This window comes from Mycobacterium sp. UM_Kg1 (genome assembly GCF_000972925.1).
Taxonomy (GTDB): Bacteria; Actinomycetota; Actinomycetes; order Mycobacteriales; family Mycobacteriaceae; genus Mycobacterium; species Mycobacterium hiberniae.
In genome coordinates, this window is record NZ_JRMK01000328.1 from 1 (window position 1) to 801 (window position 801).

1 protein-coding gene and 1 pseudogene are annotated in these 801 nt (G+C 67.3%); one reads left to right on the forward strand and one right to left on the reverse strand.

The features are described 5' to 3' along the window. A partial coding sequence (locus LI92_RS24190) for a hypothetical protein (protein WP_204368906.1) occupies positions 1-221 on the reverse strand: 221 nt, incomplete at its 3' end. On the opposite strand from LI92_RS24190, the pseudogene LI92_RS24055 reads away from it, so the two are divergent. After that, positions 207-801 (forward strand): annotated as a pseudogene (locus LI92_RS24055) (cellulase family glycosylhydrolase); the annotation flags it as partial. The gene LI92_RS24190 and the pseudogene LI92_RS24055 sit on opposite strands and share 15 nt — an antisense overlap.

The window sequence follows — 801 nt, forward strand, 5'->3', positions numbered from 1 at the left end:
GTGCCGGTGGCTGGCTGTTCGGCATCGGTGGTGCCGGCGGTGCCGGTGGTGATGGCGTCGACGGCGGGCACGGTGGGGACGGCGGCAGTGCGGTCGGCCTGTTCGGCGGTGGTGGTGACGGTGGCGATGCCGGTACCAGCGGTGTCGGTGGGGTTGCCACCCGGTTGCCCGCACTGGGCGGTACCGGCGGCGACGGCAGCCTGTTCATGTTCGGATCCCATGGTGACGTCGGCCAGTTCGGCACCGGTGTTGCGCTGAGCGGGGGCGGGACCGGTGGGTACTCGACGGCCGGTTCCTGGCTGATCGACAGTGACGGCCGCGTGGTGATCCTGCACGGCTTCGACCACGTGAACAAGGTGGCGCCCTATGAGTTGTCAGCCAACGGATTCGGCGACGACGATGCGGCGTTCCTGGCCGCCAACGGCTTCAACAATATTCAGCTGGGCCTGATCTGGTCTGCGGTCGAGCCGCAGCCCGGGGTCTACGACTACGACTATCTGGCCTCGATTGCCCAGACCGTGCAGACGCTGGCCAATCACGGCGTCACCAGCAACATCTACATGCACCAGGACCTCTACGGCACCGCGTTCGGCGGGGTGGGGGCGCCGGACTGGGCGGTGCAGACCGGCGGGCTGCCCAACATCGACGCGGGCTTCCCGTGGAACTACTTCGTCAACTCCGCTGGGAACCACGCTTGGGATGCCTTCTGGAACAACGCCAAGGCGCCGGACGGTATCGGGCTGGAGACCCACCACGCGCAGATGCTGCAGGTGGTGGCCAACTACTTCAAAGACGACCCCG